We start from the raw sequence: 14,097 nt of genomic DNA, 5'->3' as shown, positions 1-14,097 counted from the left end.
ATAAGTGACTGGTGGATAGATGCCCGATTTACAACATGCAGCGCAAGAAGCTGCACCAGATGACATACAAGCCCTCATAGAAAAAAATCCTTGCGGTCTATGTAAGGCCGCCAAACTTCCTGTGTGCAAGTGCAAAGGACCTGGTGGATCAGGCGGTGGCGGTGGCAGTGGCAGTGGCTCAAATAGCGACAATCTCCTTGAAACTCAAAGCAAAACATCTGCACAACACAGTATGAGTATGAACAATAAAGAGGCTTTCGAGAGCATGCCATTGGATTTGTATGCAGATGCAGAAGTAACTGTGCAAGACTCCTTAAAACTCGACTTATTTGATTTGGAAGAAATGGCTGAGTTTTTATTGTTTAGTCATGACAGTAAGCGAGGAGTAATAACGATTCGTCCTAAACCCAGCCTTTTATTAGATGAAAAAGAAATTCGGGAACTTATTCAGACACTGAAAAAGGCCTTTGAACAATTTAAAATTGCCTTAGAAAAAGAAGGTGTCCCGGTGGATGACTTCACGATAACGCTAAATAAAAATGAATTAATTGTCCGCGATACGTTTATCAAAGAATTAGTCAAGCGAAACCTACTTCCTAAAGCATATGCTCCTAATTTGGAGCTACAGAATCAACCTACTCGTTTATCTGCTTTTACTCCAACACCAAAACCCTCATTACGTGGTAAAGATGAAAAAGAAAAAGAAGAAAAATATGTAGAAGAGAAAGGAGTAAGTCATGATTCGGAAGAAAACAGTGGCTTTAATCCATCTCCATTTTCTTTTACTCTTTCATTGACCAAACTTTTTGGTGGACGCTCCTAGTTTGGGGTAGCCTGGTAGAGGCATAGTGAAGCGTGGATATTATTTCCCCAGTTTCGCTAAGCTTCATCGAGGCCACTTAGTGAATGAGTGACGTATTTACTTATTTTTCTGTTCATGTTCAATAAGCCATTGCTTACGAGCTATCCCTCCGCCATAACCACCTAAATTGCCACTGGAATTAATGATTCGGTGACAAGGAACAATTAGCGAAAGTGAGTTTGCACCATTAGCATTGGCAACGGCTCTGTAAGCAGTGGGTTTTCCTAGTGCTTGAGCTTGTTCAGCGTAACTTCTCGTTTCCCCATATGGAATAAGTGTTAAAGCATGCCAAGCCATTTTTTGAAAAGGACTGCCCAGCATCTGTATTGGGGTGCTAAATTGTTTTAGAGTCCCTGCAAAATATGCTTTAAGCTCTTTTTCAATTGAACGAATTGGCGAAGGATCTCCTGGGATAATGGCTGCTTTCATCTTCTTTCTCAGCCGCTCTACTTCACGCTCCAAGCCTCTTCTATCAACAAATTCCAAGAGATATAAAGCTTCTTCATCAGCTACTGCCAGCATTGGTCCAAGAGGTGAATCGAACCAGGATGCTTTCAAAACCTTAGAATGTTTTGTCAGCTGCGAAGGTGCTGCACCCATTATTTTAGAAAAAGCATCACGAAAACCACTGCTGGATCCGTACCCTACATTAAGTTGTGTTTCAATCACTATTGAGCCCTCACGGATTTGTTTCATGGCTATACCCATTCTTCGTGCACGTGCATAAGCAACAAAGGTCATCCCAAAGCGCTTTTTAAATTGCCTGCGTGCAGTTGATGTATCCACTCCTAATGCTGCAAAATCCCTGTCCTTCCATCTCTTTTCAGGGTTGGCTTCTACAGCCGCAACCAATTTTTGAATTACATTGGAAGCTTGATTCGGATAGGACAACGGCTGGCAGCGCTTACACGGTCTATATGCAGCAAGGAGTGCTTCTTGAATTGTTTGAAAGAATTCACAATTTTCAAATTTTGGTTTTTTTGCAGGACAGGTAGGTCGACAAAATATTCCGGTCGATTTAACTCCAACATAAAATACACCTTCATATTTAGAGTCTTTAGCAAGTAAGGCCTGATAATATTCTTTAGTTAACATGAATCGCTCAAACAGTTATTTCAATAGTTACTATAGCTTTTTTTAAAAAAAGTGCGACCGAAATTCAGGCATTGAATTTTAGTGGGAGTTTTTTGCAGCGCAAGTATTTTCGTACGCGTGAAACGAAGAGAAAATCCAGGATTGATAGGTTCACTGTATCCATGCTGCATTTTGCTTAGATTACATCAAGACCGCTAAAACAAATAGGTTTTTTTATTTCACCTTGAGCCGGCAAGGCAAGTCGTACCATGCCACACTGATCTGTTCTAAAAAAGGGGATATTCAATGATTTCATGTTTGCCAAAGTTTTAGCATGAGGAAAGTGAAAACGATTATCAAAACCTAAAGAAGCTATGGCATAGTGTGGCGCAACTTCAAGTAGAAATCGATAAGAAGACGAGGTTTTACTGCCATGATGAGGGACAATCAGAACATCCGAAGCAAGCTCTGCTTCATAAGTTTTTACTAAATAATCTTCTGCTATTTTTTCAATATCCCCTGTTAATAATATTTTTCCAGCCTTGGTGCTTATTTGTAGAATACACGAATTATTATTTTTATTCTTAAAGTGAGCAGTAATCGGCAAGAAACGAAAAGAAACACCATTCCAATCCCACTGCGGGTAATCATGACATCTCACACCATGATCATAGTAATGTGGATCATTGACTAATAACTGATCCACTGGTATTTCTTTTTCAAGCGAGTCGAGTCCGCCACGATGATCTTTATCCGGATGGCTAATGACCACAAAGTCAATTTTTTTTATTCCTAAGGTTTTAAGATAGGGTAAAATCACCATTTTCCCTAGATCATTACCTTGAAAAAATCGATCTCCAGTATCATAAATCAGGGTATGATGTTGGCTTCTAATGACAATTGCCAAACCTTGGCCAACATCCAAAATATCAATCAGTGCTTCTCCTGGAGATGATACAGTACGGGGCGGAAAAAATGGGAGCAGTATCCATAACAGTGCAATCCATTGAAAGGGTTTAATTGGCAGTAGAACCCACATCAGCAAAGCCCCCATTAATATAACAACCAACCCAATATGGGAAATAGACCCATTAATGTTCATGATTGCTATATGTTCAACCAAGTACAATCCTTTAAATAACAAGGCAATCAACAACGATAAGAGTTTCATTAAAAGAGCAGCAATCCTGCATGAACAAAGGGTCATCGTGATTAATGCTAAGGGGACGATCAAAAGACCAACGAGAGGAATAGCAAATAAATTTGCAATAAAGCCGTTAATTGAACCATAAGAATACCAGTATAGGGTTAAGGGCATGAGCCCAATTAAGCAGCTTAATTGTAAGGCTAACTTTCCTTTGTAACCCTTTAATCGCCAACGTTGTTGAGTTAAAAGCAAACACGCTACCGCAAGAAATGAAAAATAAAATCCTTGCATAAATACGGCATGTGGTTCAATACATAAAACGCCAAATAAGGCATAACGCCATATTTGCCAAGTGGAAAAACGTTGTTTCCCCAAGCTGTAGAGCGTATAAAAGAAACACCCGATTAATGCCCTTTGTACCGGTGGAGCAAACCCTGCTAAAAAGGCATAAAATAAAGCAGCCCAAAGACCACTCATGCTGGCCACATAGGGAGCTGGGATAAACAAACAACATCGGGAGCTTTTAGACCATAGCCAGCGAACCAGCCAATAAATTATCCCCGATACCAATGCAATGTGTTCTCCCGAGATCCCAAAAAGGTGGGTGGTGCCCGTACGTCTAAATAGATCCCAATTTTTCTGGCTAATATGGGTAGTTAAATTTAAAGTCAATGCTTCAACAACGCCTGCAGTGGATTGGTTGGGTGCTAATTGGCTGAGTTTAGCTCCCAAATGTTCACGCAAGAGAAGCCAATTAAAATGTGGTTCTGCCTCAGGGAACACTTGATTGTTTTTGGAGAGTATATAGCCAGTCCACTGAATATGTCGTGCGGCAAGCATGCCTACATAATCTGAACTTCCAGGATTAAGGTAATTCCGAGGTTTTTTTAATTTGACCGTGAATTGCCAGCGTTGTCCTGCATGCAATTTTGGTGCATTAGTATACCAGGATAATTGGATTAATCCTTGTGCCGGATGATGATTATATCGTTCAAGGGCAAATAAAAATTGGGTTTTGGTAAAATCTTGGTTAGGAGTCGATGCAATTGTTCCTTGCACGGTTACTTTAGGGAGTAGAGTGAGATTGGGTATTCCTTTGGGTGAAACAAGGGCTTGATGCATTCCTGCCATCGCAACACCTAAAATAAAAAACAGAATTAAGGAATACTTTGGACTGAGAAAAAAGAAGAGCAAGGTAATTAAGGGTAAAGAATGATTAAAGGTATATAGATAAAGTATGCCTGTGAAAAAGCAAAAAATTTCCATTTTATTTTTAAGTTGGACTTTCCGTTGAGTTGGATAGTAGAGAATCGAGTTTTCTTTGTAAAGTAAATTTTTTATTAGGTACCTGGATTCCTATTATGTCGGATTCCAACAAATGGTTTGTGCAATTCCTGATGAATCTACTGCGGTTTTTGCGTTCGATTGATCTACTGTCATGCTGGCACAGGTTTCATCTTCCGCCTGGCTCCCAATTGGTGTTGCTGTGAGTGTATATGTTGTAGCTCCTACATTAGATAAGGTTATACTGTAGAAACCTTGAGCCGATGTTTGCGGAAATGGAGGTAACGAGGCACAAGGAGCGTTATAAGAAAAGTTTTGTGAATAACACCGTTCCAGAATGATCTGATCTTGTGCTAATGTGGCCATCGCATCTGAACGACGTGATTTGAGCACGAAACTGACATAGGAAGGATAGGCAATTGTAGCCAGTATGCCTATAATAAGTACGGCTATCATTACTTCAATTAAGGTGAATCCGTGTTTTCGTGCATTATTCATCATTCGTTTTACCTATTGTTGTATTTGTACTGTACTTTGTAGCATCACTATTGTATTCCCATTGGCACCTACCGAACGTGCAGTAATTCGATATACACGAGTGGGTGTTTTCATATTTTGTCCTGGCTGAACAATCGAGGGTAGTTGCTCAATAATGTAACTCGACTGTGAATTGGAATATCCTTGGAAGCTGAGGATTACTGATGAAGCGCTGGACCAATTAGCTGTCTTCCATAAAGGTGGGTCACTAGGATTTAGTATGTATAATCCATTGCCATTCTGCATGAAACTTGTGGAAGTGTAGGTTCCATTGAGTAGTTTATTAATCGCTTCATTTAAAGCCCCTTCAGTTTTTTCCAAACTGATTTCGGTATCAGTAGCATTGGCGGCGATTCGTGTTTGTGTTGTATTTATTGATATTGCTGTAAGTGCCAAGGATATAAGAACAAGTAGTAAAATCATGGTCACTAACAAGATATAGCCTTTTTGTTGCACTGAAATTACTTTTTCTAGGGAGTTCTTATGTACTGGCATGCATACTGAAGCTCCGCATTTCTTTTCTTCATGTACTTCTTTCCCTACAGCGAAGTTGGAAATAATTACATTGCTGTTGGGGAGAGCAGACTTTGTATTTTGAGAAATAAAATTCATGAGCTCGCATTCCTTAACGCAATATTGATTTCATATACATGACGAAGTCGATTGTCATTTGGGACGGTAACTGAAGTCTCTAATACATTATATTGAGTAGTATTCAGATTGCCGGAAGCAACTTTTCCCTCAATTAAAAAACCCAGGCGAATTGCATAAACTTGAGCCCAGTTTGGAACAGCATTGGCAGAGACATACTGAGAAATTGAACCATTCCCTCCTATGCCATATTGTACTTTCATTACTGAAACCCCAGGAACAAGAGGTTGGATTGTCCACCCTGTACTGGTTAAAATTCCCCGCATCAATGCACTTTGTCCACCTTGTCCTTGTCCCACAAAAAAAGCGGTTTGTTGAAGCGGAATAAATTGGGCTCCTGCCTGATAGTTTGAACTAAAAGTAGAAGAAGAATTTTCATATTGTCCTGTACCTGAACCATGGCTAATCGTTGTTCCTGTTATATTAGTCACAAGAAAAACAGTGGATTTAATACAATCAGATATCCCAGCGAATCGTCCAGCAGCAAGATTAATACCGCTCATGCTTTGCACTGTAAAGGAGTCGCTGCCTGAATCAATCGTGGTGATTGAGACAGGAAAACTGCCAGGAGTTGCGCCGAGAACAACTAGGACATCACTCGTATTTTGAACATTTCCTGCTAATGATGAATCCAAGGAAGGTGTCCAATTACCTGAGTTGGTGTCATTAGCAGGATTGCCTTGGCTAATTGTAATTGTTGCTCCATTTCGATTGTAACCAGTGAGTAAGGTTGAATTAGTATTGAGTGAGGCAATAGGGGGGGAACCACCACCATTTAAATTAGAGATTGAGGTACTAAGTGATCCACAACCCATAAACCCTGCGGAGCGAATAATCGGTGTGACTAGATTGGCAATAGCATTTTCTGTACTTTGAATCAGAGATTGTGAGTTTGTCACTCTATAGATTTGAGTTTGGGTCACATAAATTTGTATCGCTGCATAACTGAGTAAAAGACCAATAACTGCTGCAATCATTAATTCGACTAAGGAAAAACCATGTTGATGTGCTTTATAATTATTCATAATTGGCTTTGTACGATTAGTTGGACATAGTTCGGGTTAGGAGCAGGAGCGCTGCTTGCACCCACAAGATTTTGTGCCAGGCTGTCATCCCATTGCACAGTTACAGTAATCAGTGTATTTCCACCTGTCCCAGGGGCAGGAGATGAAGTGATGGAACCGCTGCCCCTTGGCAATTTGCTTACATCACGGGTAAGCCAATACCATGTATCATATGCCGCTAATTGAGCACTCGAACAAGGAGATTGATTGCACATGACTCCTGGCGGAGATGGTGGAGTCGGCGAGCCGCTGCTGTTGATATTACTGATATTGTAGTTGCCATTAATTGCCGCTTGCGAATTAGCACGAATTTTGTCAAATATGTCATAAATACTTTGTACTGCCTGTTGTTTGGCATAACTTGAATTATTTGCTTTACTTGACAGGATTAACATACCTGCTATGCCTAACAAGCCAACGGCCATGACCACGAGTGCAACGAGGACCTCGATTAATGACATTCCTGTTTGTTGTGTGCTGTATTTCCCCGAATGATTCATGAATAACCTCCATTAAGGGCATGTAAGCGCACTGTTATCCCAAACGGCTTGTCCGGGTGTGGTACTTGATTGGACATATCCAGTGGCCAATACTTCTACAGAACGTCCAAATGCTCCTCCTCTGCTGTCACAAAATTTAAAATTACTTGGAGTAGTAGTCACTCCATGAGAATCAAAGACTACATTTGCAACGTTGCCTGAAAGGACAGGATCTGAAGGTGAAAGTTGCTGGCTTTTCAATAAGGTGCTTGCACCTACTGTGGGTTGGGTTGCTACTATCCATCCGGCGTTCCAACTTCCGCCACAAGTGGTGGATTGTGGTGCCCCGAAGGGGCAAACTATGACGTTCATTGATCCGTTAAGCGCGCTGTGGCGCGCATAATTAAGCGCGTTCACAAACATATCTGTATAAGCTATTAGGCGATTATTCATAAGCATACCGCTTAAGAAGGGAATTGCTATAACCAAAGTGACGCAAAGTACCAATAAGGTCACCAAAAGTTCAATTAAGGTGAACGCTGTCTTTTTAGCTGGCATGAATTTCAAAGTTCCGTCCCTGTAAGAGCAATCCGTTTTTAAGTATCTATATATTTAGTTTAGGTTAAGACTAAAATTTTACCAAAATTTATGCTTTTGAGCTTAATATGAAAAGAAAAGTTTAATACGGATAGAATAGTTCCTGCAACAATGTATCCATTTTTCAATTCGTGTTTTTTGCTTATCTTTAATCTAGAAAAAGCAGTAGTACTCTGCTCGCTACAACTCCAACTGTTTTTTTAGGTTTAATCCCATTCAATAAATGCCTCAATATCTACATTACGTGCGACCTTCAGTTGCTGATGTCGTTTTTTGTTTTGTGCAAGTGTATGAGGTCGAGAACATTGAGTTGGAGATTTAAAGGTTTTCAATGCTTCTTCCAAATTAACAAATTCGTATCCATTTTGTTTATACAGGTTGATAAGATCGGGTAAAACATAGGCATTGAGTAAATTGGCATGGATCAATAAAATTTGCGATTGTTCGGTATTTTGATGAAATTGATTGTGTTCTTCAGCTCGAAGTGTTTGTTGCCAAATAAAATCAAGATAAAAGGGCTTCAATTCCTCAAGGTAGGCACGTCTCTTTATCTCGGGTACGGATAACAGTCGTTGATTAAAGACAAAATCTTTGGAATCTATAGTAATTGGGGCTACATGATAATTTTTTTGTGCAAGATAACAGAGAATATCTTCTTTTTTTTGTCCAGAACTCATGGCTAAGTAAGGATAACGAAAATATTTAGGTTCAGTTAAAACAGGAAGTAAAATGTTGTCTGCTTCTTGAATTTCCTGAATGTATTCTTCAGTATCCATTTTATTCAAATTGGCATGGGTGAGCGTGTGATTGCCCAATCCGAAACCGGCATCGCGAAATTTGTGTAATATTTCCCAGTTATTTTTGCGCACTTCACTGGCAATAATAAATCCAGTAGCCGGTATTTGCTCCTTGGTCATGGTATCGATCATCATATTCAAATGAAAGTTTCGAGACTCTCCAACAAACGGGAGATCATCAATGGTTATGGATACCGTTTTTTTATGTACAAAAGGCAATGCTCTAGAGGATTCTTTTTTCCTCTCGTTGGGCTCCTCTGGAGATTGGTTTTTTGAATGGGTAATACTATTGCTGTTGTTAGCTGTCTTCCCGCTATGCCCAAACGCAAAACTGAGACTTTGACTTACTACAAAAAGTATTAGGACGAACGATATCTCTTTAATAATTAATTTAATTTTCATGAGTAGAAGGTAAAACAAATTGGAAAAAATGATATTGTAACAAAAATTAGCTTAAATGGCTTATCTGAAGCGAAGCGCTTATTAAAATAAGGCGGAAAATGAAAAGAATTTGCCGCCTTATCGGAGAGTCAAGTTAAAAAACGTGATGACTAGAATTATTTGGTTGTAGGAGTGCCACTTTTATACTCTAGGCTCTCTTCTTCCTCTTCTGAATCATCTTCTTTCTTGGATCTAAAATAACCTAAAGCTGAGGCTAAGTAACCTCCTTTAGTTTTTTCAGGCACTTTAGTTTCTTTTGCTTTAGTTTCTTTCTTAAACTCCTCAACAACCTCGTCTAATGCCGCAGTGCGACGAGTGAATATCATGTCAATTAACAAATTAAAAGTAGCCTTTAAATTAAAATCTGCAATTGTTGAAAAAATATGGTTAGTACGAATTGCTTTTTTGCCGTTTTGCTTCGGATCTACTGTCATAAATTGTATAAATTGAGTTGCTGAGGTAACTAAGGACTCAACATCTTGTTGGCTTACAACATCTATCGCAAGAAGCTTGTTTAACCCTTTGAAAATAACAGAATTTTCCTTTTTCTTAAGATATGAACTGTCACACTCAATTATAATCTGTTGACGAACTAGGTGCATGGCTCCAGCGAGGATAGCAACTTTCTCTTCTTCTTCGACTGCAGATGTTTTCAGGGTATTTCTTATGGCGTTCAAAAAATGAAGTTGAGCGATACGCTCTTTTGATAATTTTTCAATCTTGGAAACATTTTTATCTGCCAATTCATCTTTGATTAACTCATCAAGATCAGCATTGAGTTTATCCCAACCACCAAATCGAATGGTTGCAGAGGCTGGAGACCTTTTAGATGCTTTGTATTTGCTGAGTTCGGGGGCAGTTTGTCCATCAGTGGTAAAGGAAGCAACTATTGCTTTCTGAGCTTCATTTTCCAATTGATAAGAGGTGTGAATCAATTTGCTTAAGTTCTCGGTTGGAACAGTAGTCAACATATGGTTTTTTGCAAAGCCTTTACGAGAATCGTTCTCTATAAAAACTTGATTCAGGAATGCATTCAAAGCGGTATAGAATTTAGCAATTTGATATAAGTTAGGTTTGTCTTCTTCTTTTACCTCATCACTGATACCTATGATATCAATTAGGTCATCATAAATTAGTCCGAATGATTCCCCGGTCTTCCGATTATTTCTGATGTCTTGTAATGTAGTGTACATTGCACCATAAAACACAAGATTTGCAGCTGGGACGGAATGTTCTTTTGATTGTTCTTCCAATTTTTCGAGGATGGAACTCAGAAATTGAAGTTCGAATTTTCTTCTGTCAGGGAGGTCTTCAATTTTTCCTTTTTTCTCGCGTCTTAAATAGACACTAACGGCATGGTCAAAAAGTTTTCTTAATTCACTTAAATCCTTTAGTACAAACGTCATGTTAGCCTCCAAATTTCCAATGGATTGATAATGTAAGTTCGTCTTACAAGGCCTCAGTGTAAACTAAAGTAAACCGCTCGTCATGTATTTTCATTATACATTTTAGTCTTTTAATAAAACCTAAGAAAATTCATTATGTTAATCTCTTTATTGGGTATTAAAATTGGTTTATTTTTTTCTCAACAAACATAAAAAAATTGTATTAATTGAAATAATGGGTAATATTCTGTCATTTTTTGATAAGTGCTTCATCAAGATAGCTCGGATAAGCGCATGTATTTTATACGCCTTGCATAAATGCAAGAGGGGAAATTTTTAACGAGGTCTGTTTTGAATATTGAAAACGATAAACAGTTGAATAATCAATTTTTTAATAATGCACGTTTTGCATTACTCTTTCTGCTTGTCTGTCGTATTATTTCCATGTGTTTTATCCCTCTAAACGATGTGTCTGAGGCACGTTACGGAGAGATTGCCCGCAAAATGTTGGAAACCGGGAATTGGGTGACTCCGTTACATGATTACGGTGTTCCTTTTTGGGCAAAACCGCCTTTGTCTACCTGGTTGTCTGCTTTTTCAATGAAACTTTTTGGGATTAATGAGTTTGCGGTTCGTTTGCCTGGCTTACTCTTATCTTTGGCAACACTGTGGCTTATTTGGGATTTAACTAAAAAGCGTAGTGGATCTGTGATTGCAACGATCACAATTTTAGTTCTTGCAGGAGCTTTGGATTTTTTTGTTGATGCAGGAACCGTAATGACCGATCCGTCTTTAGTATTTTGCATTACTTTAGTGTTAGTTGCTTTTTGGCGGGCAATCGTTGAGGGGAACAAGCTCTGGTCTTATATTTTTTTTATAGGTTTGGGATTAGGGTTATTAGCAAAAGGTCCTGTTGCTATTGTTTTATCAGGCATGCCGATATTTTTTTGGGTGTTACTACGGAATCAATGGCGTAATTTATGGGAAAGATTGCCTTGGATAAAAGGTGTCTTATTGATGCTTATTATTGCGCTTCCCTGGTACATTTGGGCAGAAATACGCACGCCTGGTTTTTTAAATTATTTTATTGTGGGTGAGAATTTTAATCGATTTTTAAAGCCAGGATGGACGGGTGATAAGTATGGTTATGCCCATCAGGAACTTTGGGGGATGATTTGGGTTTATGCAGTAGTGGGTATTTTCCCTTGGTGTCTCTTAGGCGCTGCTTGGTTTATTAAATACAGACATAATCCACGTAAAGTATTTATCGACAAAGATGGATGGCTGAGCTTTTTCTTTCTTTGTACGGTAATTCCGCTGGTCTTTTTTACTTTTTCCAGGAACATTATTTACACTTATATTTTTCCTAGTCTCCCTGCTTTTTCGGTGTTTTTTGTGGAATATTGGGAGCGTGTTGGTGTTGCAGCAAAAGCAAAGCAACTTATCACAGGACTTTCAATTATTGTTGGTGTATTTGCCCTGGGGATAACCCTTGCATTTAATATAGTTCCCAAAGCGGTTTCCAAAACGGAAAAGTCTGTAGTTGCCGCATGGCTAAAACAACATCCAGTTCCAGGAAGTTATCTTATTTATTGGGATTTCAAAGTTGAATTCTCGGCCCAATTTTACTCAAGAGGACGAGGAAAATTTGCTTTTCATAATGAAGAACTCTGCGCTTTGCTGGACAATAACCGAGAAAATTATTTTGCAATCAAGCCGCACGATGTACATGAGGTTTCGCCGGATGTGTTCTCCAAAATGATCTTTATTCAACGCGTGTATTCGGGTGACAAGCCTTATTTATTGATGCGTATTCCGGTTTGGGTAAAGAATTTTTGTAGGAAGGGTACGTAAGGCAGTTGAGTAATCACAACCAGAGAAAAAGGATTGTTTTGAATGAATTTCTGTTTGTAGTACTTAGGTTCTTTCTCCTGATCACATTTATGTTACTCCCCGCGGCTTGTGCCTGAACGATCGTCAGTTTTCTAAATTTATCATGTACCACTTAAGTTTCTCTACGTACTGCTTTCCTACATAACGCGCTTTATGCGCGGTATCCAGAACGATATTTTAAGATGCCGCTGAGCATTTCTAGAGCAAGATCCCCTGGATACCGCGCATAAAGCGCGGTAGGTAGGCGAAAAAATTAAGGGGGGGTACGTAGGCGAAAAAATTAGTGGAGGTTTCTCAAAACTGACGATCCCGCAGGTAAACAGACCCTGAACGATCGTCAGTTTTTTAAATTTATCATGTACCACTTAAGTTTCTCTACGTACTGCTTTAAATTTCTCTACGTACTGCGCTCAGGGCTTGTCCGCGGGGTCCAGTGTTTTAGCACAGATCTCTGGATCCCGCGGACAAGCCGCGGGAAGTTGGAGTAGGGATGGACTAGTTTTCAGCGGTGTGTAGAAGATTCAGTACTTAGGTTCTGGGCTTGTTCAATAAAGATACCAATTCATTTGGAATTTTGATATACTCGGGCGCAATTTTTTATGCCATAAGGAGTAACTGTGTCGCAATCTCTTGCAGTGGATTCGAGAACTTTTGTGCCCCGTGGTGACTTCATGGCCTGGGTGGTGTGCCTGTCAGCTGGACTATTTTTTTTCTACGAATTTTTCCAGCTCAATATTTTTGATGTAATCAATCAACCCTTGCGAGAGGATTTCCATATTGATGCGACTCAATTAAGCTGGATGTCCAGTGCTTATTTGTGGGCGGATATCCTATTTCTTCTTCCAGCAGGGATTATCCTGGATCGCTTTTCCACACGTACAGTGATTTTAAGCGCCATGTTTGTTTGTGTTTTAGGCACAGTAGGTTTTGCTTTAACCCATTCATTTATTGTCGCTTCATTTTGTCATTTTCTTTCAGGAATAGGTAATGCATTTTGTTTTTTATCCTGTGTAGTATTGGTATCACATTGGTTTCCACCAAGAAGGCAGGCTCTTGTCATTGGTTCTTTAGTGACTATGGCTTTTGTTGGTGGCATGATGGCTCATACTCCTTTTGCTTATCTCCATGAATTATTTGGATGGCGCAAAGCTTTATTAATCGATGGGGCAGTAGGTGCTGGATTATTGCTTTGGATTTATTGGATGGTTAGCGATAAACCTGAAGACTCACCAATGAAAACATTTACCAATCAGGAACAAGTAATTTCTGGATTTATCAAGGCGTTATCCAATCCACAAAATTGGTTAGCAGGATTTTATACTTCCTTTCTTAATTTGCCGATTATGGTTTTATGTGCCTTATGGGGTGCTAGTTACCTACAAGCAGTACATCATTTACCTGAAATGGCTGCCAGCAATGTTGTCAGTTTAATTTTTATGGGTAGTGTCGTAGGCTGTCCCTTGGCAGGATGGTTATCTGATACCCAAGGTCGACGTAAGCCCCTGATGGTATTAGGGGCCATTGCGACACTTATCACAGTCATTCCGTTATTCCTTGATGTGGCTTTATCACAAACTACTTTGAGCATTATATTTTTTGCCTTAGGCTTTTTTACAAGCACACAGGTAATTTCCTATCCTTTAATCGCTGAAAGCAATTCTGCTGAAAACACAGGTGCCTCGACAGGTATTGCCTCAGTAATTATTATGGGTGGCGGAGGAGTAGGACAGGTGCTCTATGGTTGGTTAATCGCGCATCATGCTGATGTGACAGCGACAACTTATTCTGTGGCAGATTTTCAATATGCCATGTGGATGTTCCCTATAACTACAGTTTTGGCTTTAATCGCCGTATTATTAACCCGCGAAACAAATTGCAAGCGGTAA

At 39.4% G+C, this 14,097-nt stretch carries 12 protein-coding genes; 3 read left to right on the top strand and 9 right to left on the bottom strand.

The genetic code is table 11. The annotated features are described in order from the left end of the window. Window positions 1-19: 19 nt before the first annotated feature. Window positions 20-823: a hypothetical protein gene (locus FOLKNPGA_RS13710; protein ID WP_182350428.1), complete on the top strand. Its 804-nt coding sequence runs from the start codon at window positions 20-22 to the stop codon at window positions 821-823. A gap of 96 nt (window positions 824-919) precedes the next feature. Here FOLKNPGA_RS13710 and FOLKNPGA_RS13705 read toward each other — a convergent pair whose 3' ends face one another. From FOLKNPGA_RS13705 to FOLKNPGA_RS13665, 9 genes are all read right to left on the bottom strand, one after another. Then, entirely contained in the window at window positions 920-1,957 is a 1,038-nt protein-coding gene (locus FOLKNPGA_RS13705) for a bifunctional transcriptional activator/DNA repair enzyme AdaA (RefSeq protein ID WP_182350427.1), read from the bottom strand. A 175-nt stretch (window positions 1,958-2,132) separates the two neighbouring features. Next, window positions 2,133-4,349, bottom strand: coding sequence for a DNA internalization-related competence protein ComEC/Rec2 (locus FOLKNPGA_RS13700; RefSeq protein WP_182350426.1), 2,217 nt, complete (start codon window positions 4,347-4,349; stop codon window positions 2,133-2,135). A 93-nt stretch (window positions 4,350-4,442) separates the two neighbouring features. Beyond that, on the bottom strand, window positions 4,443-4,868 hold the full coding sequence (locus FOLKNPGA_RS13695) for a type IV pilin protein (protein ID WP_182350425.1): 426 nt from the start codon (window positions 4,866-4,868) through the stop codon (window positions 4,443-4,445). 9 nt (window positions 4,869-4,877) lie between these two features. Beyond that, window positions 4,878-5,399 carry a pilus assembly protein gene (locus FOLKNPGA_RS13690; RefSeq protein ID WP_232891309.1) on the bottom strand — a complete coding sequence of 174 codons (522 nt, stop codon included), beginning with the start codon at window positions 5,397-5,399 and terminating at the stop codon, window positions 4,878-4,880. 113 nt (window positions 5,400-5,512) lie between these two features. Then, window positions 5,513-6,580 (bottom strand): PilW family protein, encoded by a 1,068-nt coding sequence (locus tag FOLKNPGA_RS13685; protein WP_182350423.1) that lies wholly within the window; start codon window positions 6,578-6,580, stop codon window positions 5,513-5,515. Then, window positions 6,577-7,119: a type IV pilus modification protein PilV gene (pilV, locus tag FOLKNPGA_RS13680; protein WP_182350422.1), complete on the bottom strand. Its 543-nt coding sequence runs from the start codon at window positions 7,117-7,119 to the stop codon at window positions 6,577-6,579. Before pilV ends, FOLKNPGA_RS13685 begins: the two co-directional genes overlap by 4 nt. A gap of 12 nt (window positions 7,120-7,131) precedes the next feature. Continuing rightward, window positions 7,132-7,656, bottom strand: coding sequence for a GspH/FimT family protein (locus tag FOLKNPGA_RS13675; protein ID WP_182350421.1), 525 nt, complete (start codon window positions 7,654-7,656; stop codon window positions 7,132-7,134). Window positions 7,657-7,901: 245 nt separating this feature from the next. Beyond that, window positions 7,902-8,894 (bottom strand): polysaccharide deacetylase family protein, encoded by a 993-nt coding sequence (locus FOLKNPGA_RS13670; RefSeq protein WP_232891287.1) that lies wholly within the window; start codon window positions 8,892-8,894, stop codon window positions 7,902-7,904. 155 nt (window positions 8,895-9,049) lie between these two features. After that, window positions 9,050-10,339 carry a hypothetical protein gene (locus FOLKNPGA_RS13665; protein WP_182350420.1) on the bottom strand — a complete coding sequence of 430 codons (1,290 nt, stop codon included), beginning with the start codon at window positions 10,337-10,339 and terminating at the stop codon, window positions 9,050-9,052. Between the two features lie 330 nt (window positions 10,340-10,669). On the opposite strand from FOLKNPGA_RS13665, the gene FOLKNPGA_RS13660 reads away from it, so the two are divergent. Together FOLKNPGA_RS13660 and FOLKNPGA_RS13655 are read left to right on the top strand one after the other, a co-directional pair. Next, window positions 10,670-12,172, top strand: a complete 1,503-nt coding sequence (locus FOLKNPGA_RS13660) for a glycosyltransferase family 39 protein (RefSeq protein WP_182350419.1) — start codon at window positions 10,670-10,672, stop codon at window positions 12,170-12,172. A gap of 656 nt (window positions 12,173-12,828) precedes the next feature. Beyond that, window positions 12,829-14,097, top strand: coding sequence for an MFS transporter (locus FOLKNPGA_RS13655; RefSeq protein ID WP_182350418.1), 1,269 nt, complete (start codon window positions 12,829-12,831; stop codon window positions 14,095-14,097).

Origin of the sequence: Legionella sp. PC1000 (genome assembly GCF_014109805.1) — a bacterium.
Classification (GTDB): domain Bacteria; phylum Pseudomonadota; class Gammaproteobacteria; order Legionellales; family Legionellaceae; genus Legionella; species Legionella resiliens.
This window is presented reverse-complemented; position numbering and strand designations above follow the sequence as displayed.

Excerpts from the sequence above, each read along its gene's own strand:
- FOLKNPGA_RS13675 (WP_182350421.1), bottom strand. The coding sequence starts at position 7,656 with ATGCCAGCTAAAAAGACAGCGTTCACCTTAATTGAACTTTTGGTGACC.
- FOLKNPGA_RS13685 (WP_182350423.1), bottom strand. The coding sequence starts at position 6,580 with ATGAATAATTATAAAGCACATCAACATGGTTTTTCCTTAGTCGAATTA.
- FOLKNPGA_RS13670 (WP_232891287.1), bottom strand. The coding sequence starts at position 8,894 with ATGAAAATTAAATTAATTATTAAAGAGATATCGTTCGTCCTAATACTT.
- FOLKNPGA_RS13710 (WP_182350428.1), top strand. The coding sequence starts at position 20 with ATGCCCGATTTACAACATGCAGCGCAAGAAGCTGCACCAGATGACATA.
- FOLKNPGA_RS13700 (WP_182350426.1), bottom strand. The coding sequence starts at position 4,349 with ATGGAAATTTTTTGCTTTTTCACAGGCATACTTTATCTATATACCTTT.
- FOLKNPGA_RS13665 (WP_182350420.1), bottom strand. The coding sequence starts at position 10,339 with ATGACGTTTGTACTAAAGGATTTAAGTGAATTAAGAAAACTTTTTGAC.
- pilV (WP_182350422.1), bottom strand. The coding sequence starts at position 7,119 with ATGAATCATTCGGGGAAATACAGCACACAACAAACAGGAATGTCATTA.
- FOLKNPGA_RS13695 (WP_182350425.1), bottom strand. The coding sequence starts at position 4,868 with ATGATGAATAATGCACGAAAACACGGATTCACCTTAATTGAAGTAATG.
- FOLKNPGA_RS13690 (WP_232891309.1), bottom strand. The coding sequence starts at position 5,399 with ATGCCAGTACATAAGAACTCCCTAGAAAAAGTAATTTCAGTGCAACAA.
- FOLKNPGA_RS13705 (WP_182350427.1), bottom strand. The coding sequence starts at position 1,957 with ATGTTAACTAAAGAATATTATCAGGCCTTACTTGCTAAAGACTCTAAA.